Here is a 22730-nt window from a genome sequence, read left to right as displayed (position 1 = left end):
CTTGATGCAGCGCGTGCCCGGTGCGCGGTGACCGGCGGGCCGGCGCGCCCGGGGCCGGGCTCAGCGCCGCTTCACGCCCGGCCGCGGCCGCGCCGCCTCCTGCCACGGCCCGTCGAACCACGGGTCGCCCTGCAGCGCGGCCCTGAGCATCGGCAGCGCGTCCAGGCCCCAGAACAGCCGGCCCTCGCAGGCGATGGTGGGCACGCCGAAGATGCCCAGCGCGATGGCTTCGTCGGTGTGCTCGCGCAGCCGCGCCTTCACGGTGTCGCTGCGCGGGTCCAGCGCGGGGGCGAGCTCGCGCTCGAGGGCCTGCAGCCGCGCCGGGTCGTTGGCATCCGCCCCGCCGCCGCGCCAGACGTGGTGGAACAGCGCCTCCACCACGCGGCGACTGGGCAGGGCGTCCGCCGTCTCGCCGCAGGCCAGCGCCAGGCGCTGCAGCGCCAGCGGATTGAAGGGATGTTGCGCCGGCAGCGCCAGCTCGATGCCGGCCTCGTGCGCCAGCCAGTGTACCTGGCGCATGGTCCAGGCCCGCTTGGGCTCGAACTCGGCCGGGCCGAGCTGTCCCCAGTGGTTCAGCAGCGCCCCGAACAGCAGCGGGCGGTAGCGCACGCGGTACGAGCAGCCTTCGAGCGCCTGCGGCAGCCGCTCGAAGGCCAGGTAGGCGTAGGGCGAGACGGCGTCGAACCAGAAGTCCAGGGTCTTCATGTCACGGCTTCCGTGGCGCGGGCAGCGCGCCGTGCAGGGTTTTCAGCCGGGCCTGGCGCGGCGGCAGCTGCAGCCACACGGCATGCCGGGCCGCGTCGTCGAGCGTGGACCAGGCGGCGATCTCGTCGATGGTGCGGGCGCAACCCAGGCACCAGCCGGTGCTGGCGTCCATGCGGCACACGCCGGTGCAGGGCGAGGACACGCGCGCGGGCGGGCTGGCGGGCGTGTCGCCGCAGGGCGGTGCGGGCGGCGCCTTCACGGCAGCTGCACCACGTCGGCCACCGGCGCGCCGGTGAGCGCTTCGAGCTCGCGCGGGCTGAGCCGGAACACGCCGTTGGGATGCCCGGCGGCGGCCCAGATCTCGTCGAAGCGGAACAGGTCCCGGTCGATGAGCGTCAGCGGCGGGTTCGCATGCGCCACCGGCGAGACGCCGCCGATCGAAAACCCCGTCTGCGCCTTGACGAAGTCGGCGTCGGCGCGGCCCACCGGCCCGACCAGCGCCGCCACCTTCTTCTCGTCCACGCGCCGGTCGCCCGAGGTGACGACGAGGACGGCACGCGGCGCGTCGGCGCGGAGCTTGAAGATCACGCTCTTGGCGATCTGGCCCACCGACACGCCCAGCGCGTCGGCCGCCTCCTGCGCGGTGCGCGCTGCGGTGTCCAGGTAGCGCGGCGCGTGCGGATGGCCCTGCGCCGCCAGGGCCCGCGCCACGCGGATGAAGCCTTCCGGGCGCTGCTGGAGATCGTCGTCCATGTCTTCTTCTTCCTCGAAACCGCCGCCGCGGTGGACGGCGCGCGGCGACTATAGCGGCCGCCCTGCACCCGCCCGGCGCGCAGGGGCGGGCGGGTGCGGGGCCGCTTCCGTGCTCAGGGCGCGTCCGTCGGCACGGGCCAGACCACCGCGTCGTCCACGGCGTAGAGCGTGCACTCGCCGCGCTGCACGCGGGCACAGTTCGCCAGCGCGCGGCCCGGCGCGTCGTCGCCGCCCTGGGCCCAGCCCCAGGCGCCGCCGGCCGACAGCGCGAAGGCGCGCGGGGGCGGCTTGTCCAGGAACACGCGGTAGCCCGCGCGCCCGGTGTCGCGCAGGTGCGGCAGCCGCTCCACGTCGTGCAGCGCGGCAAAGCCGCTGGGCGGCGGCACGGCCGCCTTGCCCGCGCTGGCGTACTGCGGCAGCACCACGTCCACCGGCAGCTGCGCCGCCGCCAGCGCCTGCAGCAGCGGCGGCAGCCAGACCGACACGCCCTCGGGATGGTTGAGCAGCCCGTGCGCGTCGCGGCCCGGCAGCTCGTAGCTCACCAGCTGCGCCGCGCCGCCGGCGCTGCGGTAGGCGGCATGCGCGGCGCTGGCCAGCGCCGGGGGGAAGTAGCTGTCGCTGGCGCCGTAGAACCACAGCGAGGCGCCGCGCGTGGCGGCGCCGTAGCGGCGGAAGGCCTGCACCATGCCCTCGCGCCAGTCGCAGCCGTTGGCATCGCTGCCGCGCAGGCCGCCGGCGAAGTTGACGAACAGCCGGTAGCCCGGATGCGGCTGCTGCGCGTAGGCCAGCGTGGCCAGCCCGCCGTGCGACTGGCCCAGCATCACCATGCGCTGCGTGTCGGCCCAGGGCTGCTGCTGCAGCCATTGCGTCACGGCGTCCAGGTCCAGGGCCTGCGCGTCGCCGGCGGCGGCCGTGTTGCAGGAGTTGCCCACCACGCTGCCGCCGGAGCCGGCAAAGCCCTGGCGCATGGGCAGCACCACGGCGTAGCCGCGCTGCAGCAGCTCGCGCACCAGCAGCAGCGGCCGGTAGCGCGGCTGCTGCTGGTTGTTGCCCGGGGCCTTGCCGTGGTTGACCACGGCCACCGGGAACGGCCCCGGGCCGGCGGGCCGGAACACGGTGGTCTCCAGGCCCTCTCCGACCGGCAGCAGCCGCAGCGAGCGCACCAGCTCGACGCTCTCGCCCAGCGCCGGCTCCACGGCCACGGCCGGGGCCGCGGCCGCTGGCCCCAGCACGAACGCCAGGGCCAGGCCCGCCAGGGCCCGGGCGGCACGCCGCTTCGGGACCGGGAACCGCCCGGTGCTCAAGCCGCGCGGCCGGCCGCGGCCGGCGGCTCGCCACCCGGCGCCTTGCGCGGCGCCAGCGCCGCCACCGGCCCGCCGCCCTCCTTCCAGGCCTTGAAGCCGCCGTCGATGTGGGCGACGTTGTCGAAGCCCATCTCCTGCAGCGTGCGCGTGGCCAGCGCCGAGCGCCAGCCCATGGCGCAGAACAGCAGCAGCCGCTTGCCCGAGGCGAACACCGGCTTGTGGTACGGGCTTTGCGGGTCGGCCCAGAACTCCAGCATGCCGCGCGGGGCATTGAAGGCACCGGGGACGGTGCCCTCGCGTTCGAGCTCGCGGATGTCGCGCAGGTCGATGAACTGCACGTCCTCGCGCCCGTGCAGCGCCAGCGCCTCGGCCAGCGTGCAGGTCTCGATCGACGCCAGCGCTTCCTCCACCAGCTGTTGAGCGGTCTTCTTCATGGCTCTCCTCCTGGGTTTCCCTCTTCACACCGTAAGCATGGTCCATATGAACCCGAATCCGCGCCTTCCCTTGCGCTGGGCAAAGGAGACTGCACCGGAATTTGGGCACGATGGATGCTGACCATGCGCATGCTGCTTGAACTTCTCGCCCTGCTCACCGCCTGCGGCGTGGCCCTGTGCTTCAAGCCCTGGGCCACGCTGCGCGCCGCTGACCTGCGCAACCCTTGGCTCGGCGCGCTGGTGCTCATGCCCTGGGTCTGGTCGATGCAGGGCGTGCTGCCGGGCGGGCCGCCGCTGCAACTGTCGTGCGTGGCGCTGCTGGTGCTGATGTTCGGCTGGCCGCTGGCGGTGTTGAGTTGCGTGCCGGTGGCCATCGGCACCGCGCTGATCGACGCCGGCGGCGCCGCCGCCGCGCTGCACCAGGCGGTGTGGAACGGCGTGCTGCCGGCCACGCTGGCGCTGGGCGTGGGGCTGCTGACGCGGCGCTGGCTGCCGCAGCACCTGATGGTCTACATCCTGGCGCGCGGCTTCGGCGCCACGCTGCTGGCCATGGCGTTCACGGGCGGGCTGTGGCTGCTGGCGCATCCGCTGCCCGCGGGCAGCGACGTCGCCGCCGTGCTCACCGGGCGCTGGCTGGTGGCCTGGAGCGACGCCGTGCTCACCGGCATGCTGTGCGCCATCTTCGTGGCCTGGCGCCCGCAGTGGCTCATGACCTATTCCGACCAACGCTACCTGCCGGTGGCGCCGCGCTGAAGCGCAGCCAAAGGCGCCACGCGGTTCAGCCCCCTGACACCCGCAGGCCGTCCTTTCCAGGGCGGCCTGTTTCACGTTTACCAGGCAATGGGTTGACCCCGGTAGTCGAAGAAGCCTCCGTGCTGCCGCGCCGTCAGCCCGGCAAGTACCTGCCGCAGCGCCGCCACGCTGTCCTCCACCGTCAGCGCCGCGCCGGGCCCACCCATGTCGGTCTGTACCCAGCCCGGGTGCAGCGCCACGCACAGCGCACGGCCCTGCAGCGCCAGCGCCGCGTCCTTCAGCACCGAGTTCAGCGCCGCCTTGGAGGCGCGGTAGAGCCAGCGCCCGGATGAATTGCGAGCGCCGATGGAGCCCATCTGCGAGGACAGCACGGCCAGCCGCGCGCCCGGCGCCAGCACCTCGGCCATTACCGGCAGCAGCCGCATGGCGCCCAGCACGTTGACGTGCATCACCGCGTCGAAGTCGGCCTGCGATGGCGGCTCCAGCCCGGCGCTGGCCGGGCCGATGAGGCCGGGACAGTAGATCGCCACGTCCATCTCCAGCCCGTCCAGCCGCCAGCTCAGGGACGAGGCGCTGGCCGCGTCCGCCACGTCCAGCTCGAAGGCCGTGGCGCCCAGCGCCTGCACCGCCTGCAATGCCTCGCCGCGCGCCGTGGCCCAGACCTGCGCGCCCGCCGCGCGGTACTGGCGCACGAACTCCAGGCCGATGCCGCGCGAGGCGCCGATCACCAGGACTTTCATGGAATGCTCCCCCTGCCGTGTCCGCAGCCGGCCCGGCACCACGCCGCCGGCGTCGGAATCCAGGGGCAATCGCGACGCCGGCCGCGCGCGCCTTCAGGAAGCTGCCGGGATGCCGGATTCAGTGGCGGCTTCGGCAGCGGCCGCCGCGGCCCGCGCCGCGCGCTGGTGCACGAAGCGCTTGTGCGGGTCGTAGGGAAAGACGTCGTGCACGTGCCCGGCCTGGATGCGCTGCTTGTGCGCGTTCCAGAAGCCGGCGTCGAGCAGCTCGGCGTGGTGCTTCATGAACACCTCGCGCACGCTGGCGTTGCCCAGCAGGAAAGGCGCGAAGGTCTCGGGGAACACGTCCTTGGGGCCGACGTGGTACCAGATCTCGCCCGACATCTCCTCTTCCTCGTTGCGCGGCTCGGGCACACGGCGGAAGTTGCAGTCGGTGATGTACTCGATCTCGTCGTAGTCGTAGAACACCACCTTGCCGTGGCGCGTGACGCCGAAGTTCTTCCACAGCATGTCGCCGGGGAAGATGTTGGCCGCCACCAGGTCCTTGATGGCGTTGCCGTACTCGATCACGGCATGCTCGATCTGCTCGGCCGTGGCCTCCTGCAGGTAGATGTTGAGCGGGATCATGCGGCGCTCGATGTAGACGTGCTTGAGGATCACCTCCACCTGCCCGTCGCCGTCGCGGTCGGAGATCTCCACCAGGCTGGGGCAGAAGTGCCGCAGCTCCTGCACCAGCGCGTCATCGAAGCGCATGCGCGGGAAGGCCACGTTGGAGTACTCCAGCGTGTCGGCCATGCGCCCGACACGGTCGTGCGTCTTCACCAGCTGGTACTTGGCCTGCACCAGCTCGCGCGTGGTCTCCTTCGGCGAGGGGAAGAAGTCCTTGATGCACTTGAACACGAAGGGAAAGCTCGGCAGGTCGAACACCAGCATCACCATGCCCTTGATGCCCGGCGCGATGCGGAACTTGTCCGTCGAGTGGCGCAGGTGGTAGAGGAAGTCGCGGTAGAACAGGTTCTTGCCCTGCTTCTGCAGCCCGATGGCGCTGTAGATCTCCGAGCGCGGCTTGCGCGGCATGAGGCTGCGCAGGAACTGCACCCAGGCTGCGGGAATCTCCATGTCCACCATGAAGTACGCGCGCGCGAAGCTGAACAGCAGCAGCAGCTCCTCCTCGCCGAAGAGCGCCGCGTCGATCATCAGCGTGCGCCCCTCCTGCGCATGCAGCACCGGCAGCACGAAGGGCGTCTCGTGGAAGCCGTTGACGATCTTGCCCACGATGTAGCCGCCCTTGTTGCGGAAGAACATCGACGACAGCACCTGGATCTGGAAGTTGGTGCGCCAGCGCGTGTCGCCCAGCTGGCGGCGCAGCGCCTCCAGCACGTCGTCGAGGTCGCGGCCGAGGTCTTCGAAGGGCAGCTGCAGCCCGAAGTGCCGCACGATCCGCTCCAGCGTCTCGCGCAGCGTCGCCGGCGTCGGGTAGTAGGCGCGGTAGGTCGGCGCCGCCGCGGGCTCGTCGTTCTCGATGTACTCGGTCGAGACCGCCGGGCGCACGAAGATGAAGTCGTTGTGGAAGTAGTTGCGGTGCAGGATCTTGGTCGTGACCGAGTTGAAGAAGGTCTCGGCCAGCTCGGGCTGGTGATGGTTGGTCAGCAGCCCGATGTAGTGCAGCTTGATCTGCTGCCAGGTGTCCATGGGCAGGCTCGACGCCTGGAACTGCGTCTGCAGCCGCTCCACCGCCTCGTCCACGCGCATGTCGTAGAACTCGATGCGCTCGCGCTGCGCGCGCTGCTGGCCGTGCCAGTCGGCCTGCTCGAAGCGCTGCCGCGCCGCGGCGCTGGTCTCGCGAAAGAGCCGGTAGTGGCGGTTGAAGCCCTCCAGCAGCGCGCCGGCAATGGCATAGGCGCGGCTGTCGTCGAGCACCCGGGGAAAGCGCTGCGGGTTGTTCAGCATCGTCGTGTCTCCTCCTCGCGGCGCGGGCCGGACGGCCGCCGTGCGGCTCAGGCCCCGGACGGCGGGGCCACGGCCTCGGGCGCGGGGGCCGGCGCGGGCTCGCTCCCCGACCCGGCCAGCAGCTTCTCCTCCAGCACCGCCACGCGCTGCTTGAGCGAGTGCAGCGCCTGCTCGTAGGCCGGCGCGATGTCGTCGGGGCCGCCGACGGTCATGGCCAGGTCCTGCAGCAGCCCGTTGTGCAGCCCGTACACCCAGCCGTGCACCACCACGCCCTGGCCGCGCAGCCAGGCGTCCTTGACCACCGTGGTCTGGCACACGTTGAGCGCCTGCTCCAGCACGTTGAGCTCGCACAGCGCGTCGGTGCGCAGCTCCGGCGCGATGCCGAAGAGCCACTCGCGGTGCTTGTCGCGCACGTCCTGCACGTGGCGCAGCCAGTTGTCCACCAGGCCCACGCGCAGGTCGTGCAGCGCGGCCTTGACGCCGCCGCAGTTGGAGTGGCCCACGACGATGACGTGCTGCACCCGCAGCGCGTCCACGGCGAACTGCAGCACCGACAGGCAGTTCAGGTCCGAGTGCGCCACCACGTTGGCGACGTTGCGGTGCACGAACAGCTCGCCCGGCAGCAGCCCGACCAGCTCGTTGGCAGGCACGCGGGAGTCGGCGCAGCCGATCCACAGGTACTGCGGCGTCTGCTGCTTGAGCAGCCGCGAGAAGAAGCCGGGTTCGCGCGTCTCGGTGCTTTCAGCCCATTGCTGGTTGCGCTCGAAAAGGTCCTGCAGGTCGTTGTTGGGCATGGCGGGGTGTGGTTGCTTCGGTAACGGGATGCAGGACGCGCGGATGCGGCCGGGAGAGGCGGCTCGCCTCAGCCGCGCACGTCGGGGCGGCCCTGCACGGTCATCATGGTGGCGGTCATGGTGGCCACGAGCCTTTCCGGGCCGCCGCCGTCGTGCTGCAGCGCGCGCCCTTCGACGACGCTGATGGTGCGCCCGGCCTTGATGACGCGGCCCTCGCAGCGCAGCCACGGCCCCTGCGCGGGCGCAAGCAGGTTGACCTTGAACTCCACCGACAGCACCGAGGCATCGGCGGGCATGAGCGAGAACGCGGCGAAGCCGCAGGCCGAGTCCAGCGCCGCGGTGAGCATGCCCGCGTGCATGAAGCCGTGCTGCTGCGACAGCTCGGCCTTGTGGCGCAGCACGATGACCACGTGCCCGGGCGACACCACGTCGAGCGAGGCTCCGAGCGTGCGCATGGCGCCCTGGCGCGCGAAGCTCTCGCGCACGCGCTGCGCGTAGCCGGGATCTGCGGGAACGAAGCTCATCAATCCTCTCCGGGTACTCGGCGGCAGTCCCCGGATTCTAGGGGGGCCTCGCTACACTGCCCGCGCATGAGCCATTCGCAGGAACAAGCACAAGCGCTGCACTACCCGCTGGGCGAGCAGCTTCCCGCCACCGGACGCACCCTCGACATCGCCCCGGGCGTGCGCTGGGTGCGCATGGAGCTGCCCTTCGCGCTGGACCACGTCAACCTCTGGCTGCTGCGCGACCGCATCGACGGCGTCGAGGGCTGGACGGTGGTGGACACCGGCATCGCCAACGACGCCACGCGCGCGGCCTGGGAGCAGCTCTTCGAGCACGCCCTCGACGGCCTGCCGCTGCTGCGCGTGGTGGTCACGCACATGCACCCCGACCACATTGGCCTGGCGCAGTGGCTCACCGCGCGCTGGGACTGCCGGCTGTGGATCAGCGCCACCGACTACCTCGCGGCCTGCCAGGGCAGCCGCAGCACCACGGGCCACGGCGGCGAGGCCGCGGCCGAGTTCTTCCACTGCCACGGCCTGTCGGATGCGACCGCGCTGGACGAGGTGCGCCAGCGCGGCAACTTCTACGCCAGCATGGTGCGGGAGGTGCCGGCGCAGTTCCGGCGCCTGATCGACGGGCAGCGCCTGCTCGTCGGCGGCCACGAGTGGCACTGCATCGCCGGCCACGGCCACGCGCCCGAGCACATCAGCCTGCACTGCCCGGCGCTGGGCGTGCTGATCTCCGGCGACATGCTGCTGCCGCGCATCTCCACCAACGTCAGCGTCGTCGACCTCGAGCCCGAGGCCGACCCGCTGCCGCTGTACCTGGCCTCGCTGGAGCGCCTGGCGCAGCTGCCCGGCGACACGCTCGTGCTGCCCTCGCACGGCAAGCCCTTCACGGGCATCGGGGCGCGCGTGCAGCAGTTGCGCGAGCACCATGCGGCGCGGCTGCAGGAAGTGCTCGACGCCTGCGCGCGCGAGCCGCTGCATGCCGCGGCGCTGCTGCCGGTGCTGTTCCGCCGCCCGATGGACCTGCACCAGACCACCTTCGCCCTGGGCGAGGTCATCGCGCACCTGCACGCGCTGTGGCACGGCGGCCGGCTTGAGCGCCGCCTCGGCGACGACGGCGTGTGGCGCTTCGCCCTGCCCGGGGCCGCCTGACGGCGGCGACGGCAACGCGGGCAAAAAAGAAGGGCCTGCCCGCACATGCGGACAGGCCCTGCCGGTGCACCGCCCTCGCCGTCGGACGCGGCCTCCTCCCTCGGTGCACGCCGTCATGGACAGCGAGCCGCCAGTCTGGGCCCACCCCCGCATCCCCGCTCCCCCCAAGAGGGGGATGCCGTGTGCTGAACGCCACGTTTCTGCGCTATTGCAAGCGCCCCGTGCGGCCCGGCTTGCGCGCGCCGCCGCCAGGCTTTCTCACTCCAGCAGCGGCAGCACCGCGGCGCGCAGCGCGGCGCGGCGCTGGGCGAAGTCGGGCAGCACGGCGCGCACGTGAGCCCAGAAGGCGGTGCTGTGGTTCATTTCGCGCAGGTGCGCCAGCTCGTGCACGACCACGTAGTCGATGAGCGGCAGCGCCAGGTGCGCCAGGCGCCAGTTGAGCCGGATCGCGCCGCCGGCGCTGGCGCTGCCCCAGCGCGTGGCCGCGGCCGACAGCGACAGCCGCGTCGGGCGCACGCCCAGGCGCGGCGCGTACAGCGACAGGCGCTGGCGGAACAGCTCCAGCGCCCGCGCCTGCACCCAGCCGCGCAGCGCGGCGGCCCACTGCGCCGGCGGCGCGTCGGCGGCCAGCGGCATGTGCAGCAGCGCGGCCTCGACGTCGAGCCGCCAGTCGATCGCATCCGGTTGCAGCCGCAACGTCCCGCCCAGCCAGGGCAGCGTCGCCTGCGGTCCCCACACCGGCTGCGCGGCGCGGCGGCGCAGCGCCTGGTCCTGCTGCGCGGCGAGGTGGCGCAGGATCCACGCCGCCTTGGTGCGCAGCACCTGCTCCACCTGCGCCAGGGTGGCCGCGCGCGGCGCGGCCACGCGCAGGCCCTGCGCATCGACCACCAGCCCGATGCTGCGCCGGCTGCTGCGCTTGAGCGCGTAGGCCACCTCCGCGCCCGGCAGCGCCACGGCATGCCGCGCCTCGGGATGGCGCCACAGCGCCGGGGTGGAGGCCTCGGCGTCGCGCGCCCGGGCCGGCGCGGCGGCGGCGTCGTCGTGGGAACGCGGCGCGCGCGGGCTCAACTCAGGACTGCGCGGTGGCGGCGGGCTGCCGCGGCTCGGCCGCGGCGTAGGCCTCGGGATCGAGGCGGCGCATCTCGGCCTCGATCCAGCCCTCCACCTCGCGCGTGAGCGAGTCGGGGCTGCGGCCCTGCACGGCGATGGGCGCGCCGATGGAGATGTCGATCACGCCCGGCTTGAGCAGCCAGCTCTTGCGCGGCCAGCAGCGCGCCGAGGTCACGGCAATGGGCACCAGCGGCACGCCCGCTGCCAGCGCCAGGCGCGCCGCGCCGCTCTGGTAGCGCGCCTGCTCGCCGCGCGGCGTGCGCGTGCCCTCGGGGAACATGATCACCCAGGTGCCGCGCGCCATGAACTTGCGGCCCTGCGAGGCAACCTTGTTCCAGGCCTCGGTGCGCTTGGCGCGGTCGATGTGGATCATGTCCAGCCGCGCCATGGCCCAGCCGAAGAACGGGATGTAGAGCAGCTCGCGCTTGAACACGTAGGCCAGCGGGTGCGGCATCAGCGCGGGAAACGCGAAGGTTTCCCAGGTGGACTGGTGCTTGGCCGCCAGCAGCACCGCCTCGGTCTTGCCCTGGGGCAGGTGCTGCAGGCCCTGCACGCGCCAGCGCACGCCGCAGATGATGCGCGCGCCCCAGATGGCCAGGCGCAGCCAGCCCGCGCACATCCAGTACACCGGGTCGCCGCGCCGGAAGATCGACACCAGCATCACCGCCAGCGCCCACGGGATGACGGTCACGGCCAGGAAGACGAGGTACAGCGCCGAGCGCACGATGGACAGCAGACGGCCCATGTCAGCGGCCTCCTTCGACTTCGGCGCCGAAGCGCTCGGGGCGCTCGCGCTCGAGCAGGTAGTCGGCAAAGGCCGAGAGGTCGGCGTGCACCATCAGCCCGGGCACCTGGGCGGCGAGCTGCTGCAGCTGCGCCTCGTCGAGCGACGCGCCGCGGCCGCTGCGCAGCAGGTGCGGCTGGCAGCCCGCGGCGCGCGCGGCGAGCATGTCGCGCGCGGTGTCGCCCACCAGCGGCACCTGCGTCAGGTCCGCGCCGTAGCGGCGGCCGATGTCGAGCATCAGCCCGGGCAGCGGCTTGCGGCAGTCGCAGCGGTCCTCGGGCGTGTGCGGGCACAGGAACACCGCGTCCACCCGCGCGCCGTTGGCCACCAGCGTCTTCATCATGTGCGCGTGCACGGCATTGAGCGAGGCCATGTCGATCATCCCGCGCCCGATGCCGGCCTGGTTGGTGGCCACCACCGCGTGCCAGCCGGCATGGTTGAGCCGCGCCACGGCCTCCAGCGCGCCGGGCACCGGCACCCACTCCGAAGGCTCCTTGACGTGGTCGTCGCGGTACTGGTTGAGGATGCCGTCGCGACCGAGGATGACGAGTTTCGGGATGGGGTTCATTGCGCCAGCCGCGACAGGTCGGCCACGCGGTTCATGGCCGCGTGCAGTGCCGACAGCAGCGCCAGCCGGTTGGCGCGCAGCGCCGCGTCCTCGGCGTTGACCATGACGTGGTCGAAGAACGCGTCCACCGGCGCCTTGAGCGCGGCCAGCGCCTGCAGCGACGCGGTGTACTCGCCCTGCTCGAACAGGCTGTCGGCACCCGGCTGGACGGCGCGCAGCTGGCTGGCCAGCGCCTGTTCCGCGGGCTCGCGCAGCAGCTCGGCGTTGACTGCGGCCGGCGCCGGCTCGGCCGACTTCTTCAGGATGTTGGCGATGCGCTTGTTGGCCGCGGCCAGCGCGGCGGCTTCGGGCAGCCCGGAGAAGGCGCGCACCGCCGCCAGCCGCTTGGGCACCTGGCCCAGGCGCTCGGGGCGCAGCGCCAGCACCGCGTCCACTTCCTGCGCGCTGTAGCCCTGCTCGCGCAGGGACACCGCCAGGCGGTCGAACATGAAGTCCTGCAGCGGCGCCACGGGGTTCGTGACCAGCTCGCCGAAGGGCGGCACCGCCTGCGCCAGCAGCTCCGGCAGCGCCAGCGGCAGGTTCTTCTCGACGAGCAGCCGGATCACGCCCAGCGCGTGGCGGCGCAGCGCGAACGGGTCCTTGTCGCCGGTGGGCAGCTGGCCGATGCCGAAGAGGCCCACCAGCGTCTCCAGCTTGTCGGCCAGCGCCAGCACCGTGCCGGTGTGGTTGCGCGGCAGCACGTCGCCGGCGAAGCGCGGCTTGTAGTGGTCCTCGATGGCGATGGCCACGCCGTCGCGCAGGCCCTCGTGGCGCGCGTAGTAGCCGCCCATGATCCCCTGCAGCTCCGGGAACTCGCCCACCATGTCCGTGACCAGGTCGGTCTTGGCCAGCAGCGCGGCCTCTCGCACCTTGCTGTCGAGCACGTCGAACTCGTCCTTGGCCTCGACCGTGTACGGCACCGTGGCCAGGCGCAGCTGGTTGACGATGGCGTGGCCGATGGCCTGCACGCGCTCGGCGCGCTGGCCCTGCGTGCCGAGCTTGCCGTGGTAGACCACCTTGGCCAGCGCGGGCACGCGCGAGGCCAGCGTCTTCTTGCGGTCCTGGTCGAAGAAGAACTTGGCGTCGGCCAGGCGCGGGCGCACCACGCGCTCGTTGCCCTGCACCACGGCGCTGGCGTCGTCCGGGCGGATGTTGCTGACCACCAGGAAGCGGTGGGTCAGCCGGCCGGCGGCGTCGAGCAGCGGGAAGTACTTCTGGTTGGCCTTCATCGTCAGGATGAGGCACTCCTGCGGCACTTCGAGGAATTCCTTCTCGAACTGGCAGGTCAGCACGTTGGGCCGCTCCACCAGCGCCGTGACCTCGTCGAGCAGCGCCTCGTCCTCGATGGGCTGCAGGCCCTCGCGCGCGGCAGCCTCCTGCAGCTGGCGCGCGATGTCGGCACGGCGGTCCGCGAAGCTGGCGATGACGGCGCCCTCCTCCTGCAGCTGCGGCGCGTAGCCGTCGGCGTCGCGCAGCTGCACCGGGTCGGCCGCGGCCTCGAAGCGGTGGCCGTGCGTGGCGCGCCCGGCCTGCAGGCCCAGCGCCTGCACCGGCACCACGTCGGCGCCGTGCAGCGCCACCAGCGCATGCGCCGGGCGCACGAAGTTCACGCTGCTCCAGCCGTCGGCGAGCTGGTAGCTCATGACCTTCGGAATGGGCAGCTTTGCCAGCGTGTCGTCGAGCGCCTTCTGCAGCCCTTCGGCCAGCGCGGCGCCGCGCAGCGTGCTCTGCAGGAACAGCGCCTCGGCCTTGCCGTCGGGGCGGCGCTGCAGTTGCGGCAGCACCGAGGCGTCGGCGCCCAGCGCGCCGAGCTTCTTGAGCAGCGCCGGCGTGGGCTGGCCCTCGGCATCGAGCGCCACGGCCACGGGCATCAGCTTCACGAGCTGCTCGCGGTCGGCGGCTTGCGCGGCCACGGCGGTGACGTGCGCGGCCAGGCGGCGCGGCGAGGCAAAGGGCGTCGCCACCGCGTCCGCGCCGGCCAGGCCGGCGGCCTGCAGGCCCTTGAGCAGCCCTTGCGTGAAAGCCTCGCCCAGGTTCTTCAGCGCCTTGGGCGGCAGCTCCTCGACGAAGAGCTCGACCAGCAGGTTCTTGGTATTCATGTCCGAAGCCGCCATCACGCCGCCTTCTTCTTCAGTTCGAGTTGTGCCGACACCTCGTCGGCCCAGGCCTTGGGTGCCATGGGGAAGCCCAGGCGCGCGCGGCTGTCCAGGTAGCTCGCCGCCACCGAGCGCGCGAGGTTGCGGATGCGGCCGATGTAGGCCGCGCGCTCGGTCACGCTGATGGCGCCGCGCGCGTCGAGCAAATTGAAGGTGTGCGCGGCCTTGAGCACCTGCTCGTAGGCCGGCAGCGCCAGCTGCTGCGCCACCAGGTGCTGCGCCTGCTTCTCGTGCGCGCCGAAGGCCGTGAGCAGGAACTCCACGTCGGAGTGCTCGAAGTTGTAGGTGCTCTGCTCGACCTCGTTCTGGTGGAACACGTCGCCGTACTTGAGCCCCTCGGTGTACTCCAGGTCGTAGACGTTCTCCACGCCCTGCAGGTACATCGCCAGCCGCTCCAGGCCGTAGGTGATCTCGCCGGTGATGGGCTTGCAGTCGATGCCGCCGACCTGCTGGAAGTAGGTGAACTGCGTCACCTCCATGCCGTTGAGCCACACCTCCCAGCCCAGGCCCCAGGCGCCCAGCGTGGGGTTCTCCCAGTCGTCCTCGACGAAGCGGATGTCGTTCTTCTTCAGGTCGAAGCCGAGCGCCTCCAGCGAGCCCAGGTACAGCTCCAGGATGTTGGCCGGCGCGGGCTTGAGCACGACCTGGTACTGGTAGTAGTGCTGCAGCCGGTTCGGGTTGTCGCCGTAGCGCCCGTCCTTGGGGCGGCGGCTGGGCTGCACGTAGCCGGCCTTCCAGGGCTCGGGGCCGAGCGCGCGCAGGAAGGTGGCGGTGTGGCTGGTGCCCGCGCCCACCTCCATGTCGTAGGGCTGCAGCAGCGCGCAGCCCTGGGCGCCCCAGTACTCCTGCAGGCGAAGGATGATTTGCTGGAAGCTCAGCGTGGCCATGAGGTGGAAGTTCCGGACATAAACCCTTGATTTTAGGGTGGCGCCCGGGCCCTCTCCCCGGGCCGGCGTCAAGTCTCAGGCGCGGCGCACGCGCAGCAGCACCAGCGCGATGGTGGCCAGCGCCGCCAGCAGCAGCGGCCACAGCCCGGCGCGCGCGGCCCACCAGGCGAAGGGCGTGACGCCCTCGCGCGCCTGCACCACGGCGTCGAGCGTGCCGCGGGTGAAGGACGGCAGCTGCGCCGTCACCTTCCCCTGCTCGTCGACGACCGCCGTCACGCCGGTGTTGGTGGCCCGCAGCATCGGGATCTGGAACTCCAGCGTGCGCATGCGGCTGATGTTGAGGTGCTGCGGCAGCGCCACCGTCTGGCCGAACCAGCCGATGTTGCTGACGTTGACGAACACCGTGGGCGCGTGCGCGGGCTCCCCGAAGCGCTGCGCCAGCTCCTCGCCGAACAGGTCCTCGTAGCAGATGTTAGGCGCCAGGCGCTGGCCCAGCGCGACGAAGGACGGCGCGTTCAGCGGCCCGCGCTCGAAGTCGCCCAGCGGGATCTCCATCAGCCGCGTGAACCAGCGGAACCCCGTCGGGATGAACTCGCCGAAGGGCACCAGGTGGACCTTGTCGTAGCGGTAGGGGTCGCGGTCGGCGGTGTGCGAGGACAGCCCCAGCACCGAGTTGGCGTAGCCCTGCTCGAAGTCGCCCAGCGGCACGCCGATGAGCGCGGCCTGCGGCGAGTGCTCGAAGCGCTCGCGCAGCGCGGGCCAGTAATTCGGGTCGAATTCCTGCAACTGCTGCGGCAGCAACGGGATGGCGGTCTCGGGCGCGACCACCAGGTCGCCCTGGGCCGCGTCCAGCGCCTGGCGCAGCCACTGCAGCGCGCCAGGCAGGTGCTCGACGGCGAATTTCTCGTCCTGCGCCACGTTGCTCTGCACCAGGCTCACGCGCAGCGTGCCGTGGCCCAGCGTGAAGGCCGCCGGCCCCAGCGCCGCGGCCAGCCCCAGCACGGCCGCCACGCCGGCCAGCGACAGGCCCAGCGCGCGCGCGCCCATGCGCGCGGCCACCGCCGGCAGCGCCGACAGCAGCGCCAGCGCCGCGCCGATGCCGTAGACGCCGACCCAGGGCGCAAGCACCGCCAGCGGCGCGTCCACCTGCGCGTAGCCGCTGGCCAGCCACGGGAAGCCCGTGAACAGCGTCCCGCGCGCGATCTCCGCCAGCAGCCACAGCGCCGCCCACAGCAGCGCGTCGGGCAGCACGCCGCGGCCGCGCCGCAGCCGCGCGTACAGCCCCATGGCCACGCCCAGGTACGCCCCCATCGCCAGCGCCAGCGCCGCCACCGCGGCCATGGCCAGCGGCGCGGGCAGCCCGCCGTAGCGGTGCATGCTCACGAACAGCCACCAGGTGCCCGCGCCCACCCAGGCGCTGCCGAAGGCCCAGCCCAGCAGCGCCGCGCGCCGCGGCGGCGCCGCCTGCACCCGCCAGGCCAGCAGCGCCACGCACAGCAGCTGCAGCGGCCAGGCCGCCGTGTGCACGAAGATCAGCGAATGCAGCGCCCCCAGCGCCGCCAGCAGCAACGGCTCCAGCCGGCGGATCCAGGCAGCGGCAGTCAAGATGCGGGCGCGTCGGCGCCGGGGGCGGTGCGCGTCACCTTGAACCAGCGCACCGCGCCGCCGCGCGTGAGCATGACCGTGAAGCGCAGCGCGCCGATCTCCACCGCCTCGCCGCGGCGCGGCACGTGGCCCATCTCGTGCGCCACCAGCCCGCCGATGGTGTCGAAGTCCTCGCGCGGCAGCGCCGCGGCGAAGGCCTCGTTGACGGCGTCGATCTCGGCGTCGCCGGCCACGCGGTAGCTGCCGTCGGCCAGCGTGTAGACGGCGCTCTCGACGTCCTTGTCGTCGAACTCGTCCTCGATCTCGCCGACGATCTGCTCCAGCACGTCCTCGATCGTGATCAGCCCGGCGGTGTTGCCGAACTCGTCGATGACGATGGCCAGGTGGTTGCGGTTGCTGCGGAAGTCGCGCAGCAGCTCGTTGAGCCGCTTGCTCTCGGGCACGAACACGGCCGGGCGCAGCAGCGTGCGCAGGCTCAGCTCCGGGGCGCGCTGCAGCTTGAGCAGGTCCTTGGCCATGAGGATGCCGATAATGTTGTCGCGCCGGTCGTCGAACACCGGGAAGCGCGAGTGCCCCGCGGCGATGACCTGCTCCAGAAGCTCCTCGTAGGGCGACTCGATGTCGAGCAGGTCCATGCGCGGCGCGGCCACCATCACGTCGCCGGCGCTCATGTCGGCCATGCGCAGCACGCCTTCGAGCATCAGGCGCGACTCCGGCTCGATGAGTTCGCGCTGCTCGGCGTCGGCCAGCGTCTCCATCAGCTCGGCCTTGGAATCGGGCCCCGGCGAGATGAACTCCACCAGCCGCTCGAACAGGCTGCGTTTCTCGGCCGGCAGGCGCGGCATCCTGCCAGAGGGGGACTTGACGGATTGAGGCGGCTCTGACACGGCGGGTGTCGCAAGTGGCAAGGGGGCCAAGAATACCCGATCGGCTTGACAGGGCACGGAGCTTGCATGACAGTCCGTCGCCCTCAACCGCCCCCCCGGCTCATGGGCCGGACAGCAGCCCACATTCCCATGTCCAACGGATTGATTCCCGCCACCATCCTCACCGGCTTCCTCGGCAGCGGCAAGACGACGCTGCTCAAGCGTGTCCTCAGCGAGAGTCACGGGCAGAAGATCGCCGTGATCGAGAACGAGTTCGGCGAGGAGAACATCGACAACGAGATCCTGGTGGCCGACACCGAGGAACAGATCGTGCAGCTGTCCAACGGCTGCGTGTGCTGCACCATCCGCGAGGACCTGCGCTCCACGCTGTCGGTGCTGGCGGCCAAGAAGCGCCGCGGCGAGCTCAGCTTCGACCGCGTCGTGATCGAGACCACCGGCCTGGCCGACCCCGGCCCCGTGGCCCAGACCTTCTTCATGGACGACGAGATCGCCGAGAGCTTCCTGCTCGACTCGATCCTGACGCTGGTGGACGCCAAGCACGCCAACGGCCAGCTCGACACCCGCCAGGAAGCGCGCCGCCAGGTCGGCTTCGCCGACCAGATTTTCATCAGCAAGTCCGACCTGGTCGCGCCTGAAGAGGTCGAGGCGCTGTCGCACCGCATCAAGCACATGAACCCGCGCGCGCCGCAGCGCCGGGTGCACTTCGGCGAGGTGCCCATCAGCGAGGTCTTCGACCTCAAGGGCTTCAACCTCAACACCAAGCTCGAGATCGACCCGGAGTTCCTCAACGACACCGGCCACGCTCACGCCCATCACCACGACCACGACCACGACCACGAGCACGGCGAGCACTGCGACCATCCGCACCACCACCATCACGACGACGACGTCAAGTCCTTCGTGTTCCGGGCGGACAAGGCCTTCAACCCGGCCAAGCTCGAAGACTTCCTCGGCGCGATCGTGCAGGTCTACGGCCCCAAGATGCTGCGCTACAAGGGCGTGCTCTACATGAAGGGCAGCGACCGCAAGGTCGTGTTCCAGGGCGTGCACCAGATGATGGGCAGCGACCTGGGCCCGAAATGGGCGCCGGGCGAGAAGAAGCAGAGCAAGATGGTGTTCATCGGCGTGGACCTGCCGCGCGACATCCTGCTGCAAGGCCTGGAGCAATGCCTGGTGTAAGCAGCTGCAAGCAAGGCGCTGGCTACAATGCCGCGCGCCTTGCGCACCTGCCCGCCGCAGGGCGTGCCGTCGATTCGAGGAGAGCGAAGTGAGCAAGACCCCGGTCAAGAGCGCGGCAGCCGCCGGCACCTCCCCTGCGATCGAATCCGGCGCCGCCGCCGTGGCGGCCTCATCCGCCGCCTCCAGCCGCTTCGCCGAGCGCTTCTCGCCTTCTCCCCAACCCGCCGCCAGAACCTATCCCGAACCCGCCATGGAATCCCTCAAGCAACCCGTCAAGGCGGACCCCAAGCTCGCCAACGCCTGGAAGACCAAGTCGGGCCGCGAGCTGACCGAAGAAGAGCTGCTCGCCATGCCCGACAGCGAGTACATGAACGACAAGCAGCTGGAGTTCTTCCGCACGCGGCTGTCGGCGCTCAAGGACGACCTGCTGTCCAACGCCGGCGAGACCACCGAGCACCTGCGCGAGGACACCTCCATCGTCCCCGATCCGGCCGACCGCGCCACGATCGAGGAGGAGCACGCGCTGGAGCTGCGCACGCGCGACCGCGAGCGCAAGCTGCTCAAGAAGATCTCGCAGTCGCTGGCGCGCATCGACGCCGGCGACTACGGCTACTGCGACGAGACCGGCGAGCCCATCGGCCTGGGCCGGCTGCTGGCGCGCCCGACGGCCACGCTGTCGCTCGAAGCGCAGCAGCGCCGCGAGCTCAAGCAGAAGATGTTCGGCGACTGACGGCGCCGCGTCCACTCGACCCAGCAGTCCCCATGGCCGAGCCGAAGGACGGCACGAGCTTCCTGCGCAAGGTGGCGCGTTTCGTGTCCACCGGCGGCGCCGAGGGCGACAGCCCGGCCGAAGACAGCACGCTCATGGGCCTGGAGCGCTCCGAGCTCAAGGCCATGATCGAGCGCAAGCGCCGCAACGACTTCGTGCGCAAGCGCGAATTCGACATGCTGCGCAAGCTGCGCCGCGAGGGCCTGTCCAGCGGCGTCCCGCTCGACGCCCTGCAGCTCGACACCGAGCCACGCGCCGACAGCGCCGGCGCCTTGCCGCCGGAGTACGGCGTCAAGGCCAAGATCGACGCGATCGAGCAGCAGATGGTGGGCGATGCCGCGTCCGCCAGCCGGCTGCTGGCGCGCGCGCCGGCGCGGCCCCTGGCCATGCTGGAGCCCGCGCCTGCGGGCTTCCCCACTGCCGCCAGCACCGAGGTGGCGCAGGACCCGCTGCTCGACGAGGCCGTCATCGCCTTCGCCAACGGCGAGTTCGTGCGCTGCGAGCAGCTGCTGGCCGAGCTCACCGGCCCGGGCGGACTGCGCTTCAACCATCCCGACACCTGGCTGGTGCGGCTCGACCTCTACCGCGCCACCGGCGCGCAGGCCTCCTTCGAAACGCTCGCGGCCGAGTTCGCGCAGCGCTTCCACCGCTCCCCCCCGCAATGGTTCTCGCTGCCGCAGCGCCTGGCGCTGCAGCCGCCGCAGGGCTGCGCCGCGGCGCAGCCGGGCCAGGGCTGGGTCTGCCCGGCGGTGCTCGACGCCGCAGCGGTGCGGCGGCTGCAGGAGCATGTGCGGCGCATGCCCGCGCCGTGGCTGCTGGAGTGGTCCGGGCTGCAGCACGTGCACGCCGACGCCCCGGCGCTGCTGGCGCCGCTGCTGCAGGAATGGGCCAGCCAGCCGCTGCAGCTGCACTGGCTGGGCAGCGAGACGCTGCTGCAGCGCCTGCGCGAGGCCACGCCCGCAGGCGTGCGCGACACCGACCCGGCGCTGTGGCTGCTGCGGCTGCAGGCGCTGCGGCTGCTGCACCGCGCGCAGGCCTTTGACGAGGCCGCCATCGACTACTGCATCACCTACGAGATCTCGCCCCCGCCCTGGGAGGCGCCGGCCTGCCGCGTGCGGCTGACGCGCGACGGCGCGCCCGCGCCGGTGTCCTCGCTGCCGCCGCCCTCCACGCTGCTGTCCGTGGTGGCCAGCGGCTTCGACTCCTCGCTGCACTACGGCGCCGAGGCCGTGGCCGAGCTGGAGCTCGCCGGCCAGCTCACCGGCGACATCAGCTCGACCCTCGGCCGGCTGCAGCAGCAGCTCGGCGACGCCGCCAGCGTCAACGTATGCTGCGCACGGCTGGTGCGGGTGGACTTCAACGCCGCCGGCGACCTGCTCAAATGGGTCGTGGCGCGGCGCCAGGAGCACCGCAGCCTGCATTTCTGCGACGCTCACCGCCTCGTCGCGCTGCTGCTGGGCGCGATGGGCATCAACGAGCACGCGCGCGTGCGCGTGCACAGCACCTGAGAGCCCGCCGTCCGCGCCCTGTGCGCCGGACGGCGCCACCCGCGGCCCTGGCGCCGCCCGAAACCCCGATCCCATGGAATCCTTTCACGGCACCACCATCCTCAGCGTGCGCCGCGGCCCGCTCGTCGCCCTGGGCGGCGACGGCCAGGTGACGCTGGGCAACATCGTCGTCAAGTCCAGCGCGCGCAAGGTGCGCCGCCTCTACCGCGACCAGGTCCTGGCCGGCTTCGCCGGCGCCACGGCCGACGCCTTCACGCTCTTCGAGCGCTTCGAGGGCAAGCTGGAGAAGCACCAGGGCCACCTGGTGCGCGCCGCTGTCGAGCTGACCAAGGACTGGCGCACCGACCGCGTGCTGCGCCGCCTCGAAGCCATGCTGGCCGTGGCCGACAAGGAAACGTCGCTGATCATCACCGGCAACGGCGACGTGCTCGAGCCCGAGCACGGCATCGTGGCCATCGGCTCCGGCGGCGCCTATGCGCAGTCCGCGGCGCGCGCGCTGCTGCAGCACACGCAGATGTCGCCCGCGGAGATCGTCAAGCAGTCGCTGCAGATCGCCGGCGACATCTGCATCTACTCCAACCAGAACCACGTCATCGAAACCCTGGGCACCGCCGCTCCCGCGGCCGGCGCCTGACACCAGGGGCCATTCCCAGCGTGCCGTCCGACAACCCTTCCCCCGTGAGTCCCGCCATGAGCGCCATGACCCCCCAGGAAATCGTCTCCGAGCTCGACCGCCACATCGTCGGCCAGGCCCAGGCCAAGCGCATGGTGGCCATCGCGCTGCGCAACCGCTGGCGCCGCCAGCAGGTGGACGAGAAGCTGCGCGCGGAGATCACGCCCAAGAACATCCTGATGATCGGCCCCACCGGCGTGGGCAAGACCGAGATCGCCCGGCGCCTGGCGCGGCTGGCCGACGCGCCCTTCATCAAGGTCGAGGCCACCAAGTTCACCGAGGTCGGCTACGTCGGCAAGGACGTGGACACCATCGTGCGCGACCTGGTGGACGTGGCCGTGAAGCAGGAGCGCGAGCGCCAGATCCGCGCCAAGCGCACCCAGGCCGAGGACGCCGCCGAGGACCGCGTGCTCGACATCCTGGTGCCGCCGCCGCGCCACCCCGGCTTCGGCCTGACCCCGGCCGAGCCGCCCGCCGACAACGCCGCGCGCCAGGGCATGCGCAAGCGGCTGCGCGAGGGCACGCTCAACGACAAGGAAATCGAGATCGAGGTCGCCGACCACCGCCCCGCGCTGGAGATCCTGGGCCCGCAGGGCATGGAGGAGATGGCCGAGCAGCTCAAGGGCCTGTTCTCGCAGTTCGGCCAGGCCAAGCGCCACACGCGCAAGCTGCCCATCGCCGAGGCGCTGAAGCTGCTGGTCGAGGAGGAAGCGGCCAAGCTCGTCAACGAGGACGAGATCAAGACCGCCGCGCTGGCCAATGCCGAGGGCAACGGCATCGTCTTCATCGACGAGATCGACAAGGTTGCCGGCAGCGGCGAGTCGCGCGGCGCCGACGTCTCGCGCCAGGGCGTGCAGCGCGACCTGCTGCCGCTGGTCGAGGGCACCACCGTCAACACCAAGTACGGCATGGTGCGCACCGACCACATCCTCTTCATCGCCTCGGGCGCCTTCCACCTGGCCAAGCCCAGCGACCTGATCCCGGAGCTGCAGGGGCGTTTCCCGATCCGCGTCGAGCTGGGCTCGCTGTCGGTGGACGACTTCGAGGCCATCCTCAAGTCCACCCACGCCAGCCTGGTGAAGCAGTACCAGGCGCTGCTGGCCACCGAGGGCGTGACGCTGGAGATCGCGCCCGAAGGCATCCGGCGCCTGGCGCAGATCGCCTACGACGTGAACGAGCGCACCGAGAACATCGGCGCGCGGCGCCTGGCCACGGTGATGGAGCGGCTGCTCGACGAGGTCAGCTTCGACGCGCCCAACCTCTCCGGCCAGACCGTCACGATCGATGCCGCGGCGGTGGATGCCAAGCTCGGCGAGCTCTCGCGCAACGAGGACCTGTCGCGCTTCATCCTGTGAATCGCCGGTGAATCGCCGGTGACTCCCCGGTGCAAGCCCGGGCCGGCCGCTTGCCCCGGAGGCGGCCGGCCCGCGCTGCCGCGCTGCGTGCCCGGTGTACGCCGCGTCGCATTGAC

The 22730-nt window shown here is 71.8% G+C and carries 23 protein-coding genes; 7 read left to right on the top strand and 16 right to left on the bottom strand.

The genetic code is table 11. The features are described from left to right. Positions 1-60: 60 nt before the first annotated feature. The 5 genes from FJ694_RS00195 to FJ694_RS00175 form a co-directional block, all read right to left on the bottom strand. Positions 61-705 carry a 2-hydroxychromene-2-carboxylate isomerase gene (locus tag FJ694_RS00195; protein ID WP_157263413.1) on the bottom strand — a complete coding sequence of 215 codons (645 nt, stop codon included), beginning with the start codon at positions 703-705 and terminating at the stop codon, positions 61-63. Position 706: 1 nt separating this feature from the next. Beyond that, complete coding sequence (locus tag FJ694_RS00190; RefSeq protein WP_157263412.1) at positions 707-964, bottom strand: DUF1289 domain-containing protein; 258 nt, start codon at positions 962-964, stop codon at positions 707-709. Next, positions 961-1458 carry a YbaK/EbsC family protein gene (locus FJ694_RS00185; protein ID WP_157263411.1) on the bottom strand — a complete coding sequence of 166 codons (498 nt, stop codon included), beginning with the start codon at positions 1456-1458 and terminating at the stop codon, positions 961-963. Before FJ694_RS00185 ends, FJ694_RS00190 begins: the two co-directional genes overlap by 4 nt. Positions 1459-1571: 113 nt before the next feature. Next, complete coding sequence (locus FJ694_RS00180) at positions 1572-2762, bottom strand: dienelactone hydrolase family protein (protein ID WP_157263410.1); 1191 nt, start codon at positions 2760-2762, stop codon at positions 1572-1574. Beyond that, positions 2759-3196 carry a rhodanese-like domain-containing protein gene (locus FJ694_RS00175; protein WP_157263409.1) on the bottom strand — a complete coding sequence of 146 codons (438 nt, stop codon included), beginning with the start codon at positions 3194-3196 and terminating at the stop codon, positions 2759-2761. Before FJ694_RS00175 ends, FJ694_RS00180 begins: the two co-directional genes overlap by 4 nt. A 123-nt stretch (positions 3197-3319) precedes the next feature. Here FJ694_RS00175 and FJ694_RS00170 point away from each other — a divergent pair, with 123 nt between their 5' ends. Continuing rightward, positions 3320-3949, top strand: coding sequence for a hypothetical protein (locus tag FJ694_RS00170; RefSeq protein WP_157263408.1), 630 nt, complete (start codon positions 3320-3322; stop codon positions 3947-3949). Positions 3950-4026: 77 nt separating this feature from the next. Here FJ694_RS00170 and FJ694_RS00165 read toward each other — a convergent pair whose 3' ends face one another. The 4 genes from FJ694_RS00165 to FJ694_RS00150 all read right to left on the bottom strand — a co-directional run bounded on the left by FJ694_RS00165 (position 4027) and on the right by FJ694_RS00150 (position 7954). Beyond that, positions 4027-4689: an SDR family oxidoreductase gene (locus tag FJ694_RS00165; protein WP_157263407.1), complete on the bottom strand. Its 663-nt coding sequence runs from the start codon at positions 4687-4689 to the stop codon at positions 4027-4029. Between the two features lie 93 nt (positions 4690-4782). Continuing rightward, positions 4783-6636 (bottom strand): bifunctional isocitrate dehydrogenase kinase/phosphatase, encoded by a 1854-nt coding sequence (gene aceK, locus FJ694_RS00160; RefSeq protein ID WP_157263406.1) that lies wholly within the window; start codon positions 6634-6636, stop codon positions 4783-4785. Positions 6637-6683: 47 nt separating this feature from the next. Further along, a complete protein-coding gene (can, locus tag FJ694_RS00155; RefSeq protein WP_157263405.1) occupies positions 6684-7430 on the bottom strand; it encodes a carbonate dehydratase in 747 nt (248 codons plus the stop codon). A 68-nt stretch (positions 7431-7498) separates the two neighbouring features. After that, positions 7499-7954, bottom strand: coding sequence for a PaaI family thioesterase (locus FJ694_RS00150; protein WP_157263404.1), 456 nt, complete (start codon positions 7952-7954; stop codon positions 7499-7501). 66 nt (positions 7955-8020) lie between these two features. Here FJ694_RS00150 and FJ694_RS00145 point away from each other — a divergent pair, with 66 nt between their 5' ends. Next, positions 8021-9094, top strand: a complete 1074-nt coding sequence (locus tag FJ694_RS00145) for an MBL fold metallo-hydrolase (RefSeq protein WP_157263403.1) — start codon at positions 8021-8023, stop codon at positions 9092-9094. 258 nt (positions 9095-9352) lie between these two features. Here FJ694_RS00145 and FJ694_RS00140 read toward each other — a convergent pair whose 3' ends face one another. From FJ694_RS00140 to FJ694_RS00110, 7 genes are all read right to left on the bottom strand, one after another. Beyond that, positions 9353-10162, bottom strand: coding sequence for a M48 family metallopeptidase (locus FJ694_RS00140; RefSeq protein ID WP_157263402.1), 810 nt, complete (start codon positions 10160-10162; stop codon positions 9353-9355). Between the two features lies 1 nt (position 10163). Continuing rightward, positions 10164-10949, bottom strand: a complete 786-nt coding sequence (locus FJ694_RS00135; protein WP_157263401.1) for a lysophospholipid acyltransferase family protein — start codon at positions 10947-10949, stop codon at positions 10164-10166. 1 nt (position 10950) lies between these two features. Next, positions 10951-11556 (bottom strand): D-glycero-beta-D-manno-heptose 1,7-bisphosphate 7-phosphatase, encoded by a 606-nt coding sequence (gmhB, locus tag FJ694_RS00130; protein WP_157263400.1) that lies wholly within the window; start codon positions 11554-11556, stop codon positions 10951-10953. Next, a complete protein-coding gene (gene glyS / locus FJ694_RS00125) occupies positions 11553-13694 on the bottom strand; it encodes a glycine--tRNA ligase subunit beta (RefSeq protein ID WP_157263399.1) in 2142 nt (713 codons plus the stop codon). The genes gmhB and glyS overlap by 4 nt, the downstream gene beginning before the upstream one ends. A gap of 14 nt (positions 13695-13708) precedes the next feature. After that, entirely contained in the window at positions 13709-14638 is a 930-nt protein-coding gene (gene glyQ / locus FJ694_RS00120; RefSeq protein WP_157263398.1) for a glycine--tRNA ligase subunit alpha, read from the bottom strand. Between the two features lie 75 nt (positions 14639-14713). Continuing rightward, entirely contained in the window at positions 14714-16243 is a 1530-nt protein-coding gene (gene lnt, locus FJ694_RS00115) for an apolipoprotein N-acyltransferase (protein WP_232539817.1), read from the bottom strand. After that, positions 16240-17088, bottom strand: coding sequence for a CorC family transporter (locus FJ694_RS00110; RefSeq protein ID WP_157263397.1), 849 nt, complete (start codon positions 17086-17088; stop codon positions 16240-16242). The genes lnt and FJ694_RS00110 overlap by 4 nt, the downstream gene beginning before the upstream one ends. Before the next feature lie 171 nt (positions 17089-17259). Here FJ694_RS00110 and FJ694_RS00105 point away from each other — a divergent pair, with 171 nt between their 5' ends. From FJ694_RS00105 to hslU, 5 genes are all read left to right on the top strand, one after another. Continuing rightward, entirely contained in the window at positions 17260-18309 is a 1050-nt protein-coding gene (locus FJ694_RS00105; RefSeq protein WP_157263396.1) for a CobW family GTP-binding protein, read from the top strand. A 4-nt stretch (positions 18310-18313) separates the two neighbouring features. After that, positions 18314-19039, top strand: coding sequence for an RNA polymerase-binding protein DksA (gene dksA / locus FJ694_RS00100; RefSeq protein WP_232539844.1), 726 nt, complete (start codon positions 18314-18316; stop codon positions 19037-19039). A 32-nt stretch (positions 19040-19071) separates the two neighbouring features. After that, positions 19072-20586: a hypothetical protein gene (locus FJ694_RS00095; RefSeq protein WP_157263395.1), complete on the top strand. Its 1515-nt coding sequence runs from the start codon at positions 19072-19074 to the stop codon at positions 20584-20586. 73 nt (positions 20587-20659) lie between these two features. Then, positions 20660-21220 (top strand): ATP-dependent protease subunit HslV, encoded by a 561-nt coding sequence (gene hslV, locus FJ694_RS00090; protein WP_157263394.1) that lies wholly within the window; start codon positions 20660-20662, stop codon positions 21218-21220. A 56-nt stretch (positions 21221-21276) separates the two neighbouring features. Further along, positions 21277-22614 (top strand): ATP-dependent protease ATPase subunit HslU, encoded by a 1338-nt coding sequence (hslU, locus tag FJ694_RS00085; protein WP_157263393.1) that lies wholly within the window; start codon positions 21277-21279, stop codon positions 22612-22614. Positions 22615-22730: the final 116 nt, after the last annotated feature.

Source organism: Azohydromonas aeria, assembly GCF_009760915.1.
GTDB classification, from domain to species: domain Bacteria; phylum Pseudomonadota; class Gammaproteobacteria; order Burkholderiales; family Burkholderiaceae_C; genus Azohydromonas; species Azohydromonas aeria.
The sequence above is the reverse complement of the archived record's forward strand: the minus strand, read 5'-3'. Positions and strand labels throughout refer to the sequence as shown.